3 protein-coding genes are annotated in these 2,911 nt (G+C 72.0%); all 3 read right to left on the bottom strand.

Annotation, left to right across the window (positions count from 1 at the left end):
- On the bottom strand, positions 1-1,374 hold a 1,374-nt coding region (locus H0488_RS22660; RefSeq protein ID WP_183101457.1), incomplete at its 3' end, for an acyl-CoA carboxylase subunit beta.
- 9 nt (positions 1,375-1,383) lie between these two features.
- Complete coding sequence (locus H0488_RS22655; RefSeq protein ID WP_183101456.1) at positions 1,384-2,598, bottom strand: beta-ketoacyl-[acyl-carrier-protein] synthase family protein; 1,215 nt, start codon at positions 2,596-2,598, stop codon at positions 1,384-1,386.
- An 11-nt stretch (positions 2,599-2,609) separates the two neighbouring features.
- Positions 2,610-2,858, bottom strand: coding sequence for an acyl carrier protein (locus H0488_RS22650; RefSeq protein ID WP_183101455.1), 249 nt, complete (start codon positions 2,856-2,858; stop codon positions 2,610-2,612).
- Positions 2,859-2,911: the final 53 nt, after the last annotated feature.

The following is a 2,911-nucleotide window of genomic DNA, read 5'->3' as shown; positions in this document are numbered from 1 at the left end:
GGTGGCTGAGGGCCCGACGACCTCGTCGACGACGCCGATCTCGACGGCCTTGTCGACCCCGCCGGCGATCCGCTCGTGCTCGGCGGCCAGCTCGGCCTCGACCCGCGGCCGCAGGTCGACGGAGACCTCCGCGAGCTTGCGTCGGTGCAGGATGCGTACGGCGGCGAGGGCGCCCATCACGGCCACCTCGGCGCCGGGCCAGGCGAACACCTTGGTCGCGCCGATCGACCGGGAGTTCATGGCGATGTAGGCGCCGCCGTAGGTCTTGCGGGTCACCAGGGTCACCCGGGGGACGACGCACTCACCGAAGGCGTGCAGCAGCTTGGCTCCGCGTCGTACGACGCCGTCCCACTCCTGGCCCACGCCGGGGAGGTAACCGGGGACGTCGACGACGACGACCAGCGGCACCCCGAACGCGTCACACATGCGGACGAACCGGGAGGCCTTCTCGGCCGACAGGGAGTCGAGGCAGCCGCCCAGCCGGAGCGGGTTGTTGGCGACGACGCCGACCGTGCGACCGCCGAGGCGACCGAGCGCGGTCACGATGTTCGGGGCCCACTTGGCGTGCAGCTCGAGCATGGTGCCGTCGTCGAGGACGCCCTCGAGCAGCGGGTGCACGTCGTAGGCACGCTTCTTGTTGTCGGGCAGGTGGTGCTCGAGGTCGCGGTCGTCGACGGACTCGACCAGCAGGCTGCCCTGGGAGCCGAGCAGGCTGGCGAGGGTCCGGCCGCGCTGGAGCGCCTCCTCCTCGGACTCGGTCACCACGTGCACGACACCGGATCGGCGGCCGTGCGGCTCGGGGCCGCCGAGGCGCAGCATGTCGACGTCCTCGCCCGTCACCGAGCGGACCACCTCGGGGCCGGTGACGAAGATCCGGCCCTCCGGGCCGAGGATCACGACGTCGGTGAGGGCGGGACCGTAGGCCGCGCCGCCTGCGGCGGGACCGAGTACGACGGAGATCTGGGGGATGACGCCCGAGGCCTGGGTCATCACCTGGAAGATCCGGCCGACGGCGTGCAGCGAGAGCACACCCTCGGCGAGGCGGGCCCCGCCGGAGTGCCAGAGGCCGATGATCGGGACCCGGTCGGTCAGCGCCCGGTGGTAGGCGTCGACCACGACCCGGCAGCCCTCGTCGCCCATCGCGCCGCCCATGACCGTCGCGTCGGAGCAGAACGCGACGACGGGGGTGCCGTCGACGGTGCCGACGGCGGCCAGCATCCCGGACTCGTCGTCCGGGCTGATCAGCTCGAGCGAGCCGTCGTCGAGCAGCGCCGTGAGTCGCTTGACCGGGTTGCGGGGGTCCTCGGAGCGCGGCAGCTTGGCCGGCTTCGCGGGCTGGGCGGGTGTGTCGGCGCGGCGGTCGAGCGCTGTCATCAGGGGCTCCTAACCGACTGAACCGAAGGCGACGGCGACGTTGGCGCCACCGAAGCCGAAGGAGTTGTTGAGCCCGACGATGTCGCCGAGCGGGAGGTCGCGCGCCTTGGTGGCGATGTCGAGCTCGACCGCAGGGTCGAGGTCGTCGAGGTTGATCGTCGGAGGGGACAACCGGTGGTGGAGCGCGAGGATCGTCGCCACTGCCTCGAGCGCACCGGCGCCGCCGAGCAGGTGCCCGGTCATCGACTTGGTGCTGGTGACGACGACCTCGTTGGCGTGTGCACCGAGGGTCGCGTGCAGCATCAGCGCCTCGGCGACGTCGCCCTGCGGCGTGGAGGTCGCGTGGGCGTTGACGTGGGCCACGTCGGNGTGGGAGTCGGCGGTGATGCCGGTGCCGAGGACCACGGCGTAGATCCGCGCGCCGCGCGCCAGCGCGTGCTCCTCGGACTCCAGCACGAGGGCGCCGGCGCCCTCGCCGAGGACGAACCCGTCGCGGGCGGTGTCCCACGGCCGGGACACGGTCGCCGGGTCGTTGGGGTTCTTCGAGAGCGCCATCATGTTGCCGAACGCCGCGATCGGCAGCGGGTGGATCGCGGCCTCGGTGCCGCCGGCGAGGACCACGTCGGCGCGGCCGAGCCGGATCTGGTCGGCGGCGAGCGCGATCGCCTCGTTGCCGGAGGCGCACGCCGAGACCGGGGTGTTGACGGCCGCGCGGGCGCCGATCTCGAGACTGATGGTGGCGGCGGGCGCGTTGGCCATCAGCATCGGCACGGCGAGGGGAGAGACCCGACGGGGGCCCTTGGCCAGCATCGCGTCGTAGTTGCTGAGCAGCGTCTGCACGCCTCCGATGCCGGACGCCATCGCCACGCCGACGCGGTCGCCGTCGAGCTCACCGGCCTGCTGCGGGACGTCGAGCCCTGAGTCGTGCCAGGCCTCGATGGCGGCGATGAGGGCGAACTGCGACGACCGGTCCAGCCGACGGGCGCGAACCCGCTCGAGGATCTCGCTCGGCTCGACGGCCGCCGTACCGGCGATGCCGACCGGGAGGTCGGCGGCCAGTCCGGACTCGACGAAGGCGGCGAACGAGGGGGCGTCGGCGAGCCGGCGTACGCCGGACCGCCCGGCGATCATCCCTTCCCAGGTGTCGGCGACGTTCCCGCCCAGCGGGTTCGTCGTTCCGAGCCCGGTGACGACGACGCGCGTCCTCTTCGGCTGTCCGGTCATCGCAGTTGAGGTCACGCTGCGGTCTGCGCGCGCTCGATGTAGCTGACGGCGTCGCCGACGGTCTTCAGGTTCTTGACCTGGTCGTCGGGGATCGTGACGCCGAACTTCTCCTCGGCCTCGACGACGACCTCGACCATCGACAGCGAGTCCACGTCGAGGTCGTCCACGAACGACTTGTCGAGCTGGACGTCGTCGGCGTCGACGCCGGCGACCTCGTTGACGATCTCGGCAAGGGCTGCGCGGATCTCTTCGGTGCTCATCTGTTCTCCTGCTTCATCTACTGGGGGGTGTGGGGGTTGGGGGTCTCAGGGGA

It is taken from the genome of Nocardioides pelophilus (assembly GCF_014180685.1).
GTDB classification, from domain to species: domain Bacteria; phylum Actinomycetota; class Actinomycetes; order Propionibacteriales; family Nocardioidaceae; genus Nocardioides; species Nocardioides pelophilus.
Note: the sequence above shows the minus strand (reverse complement) of the source record. Positions and strands in the feature narration are given on the sequence as shown.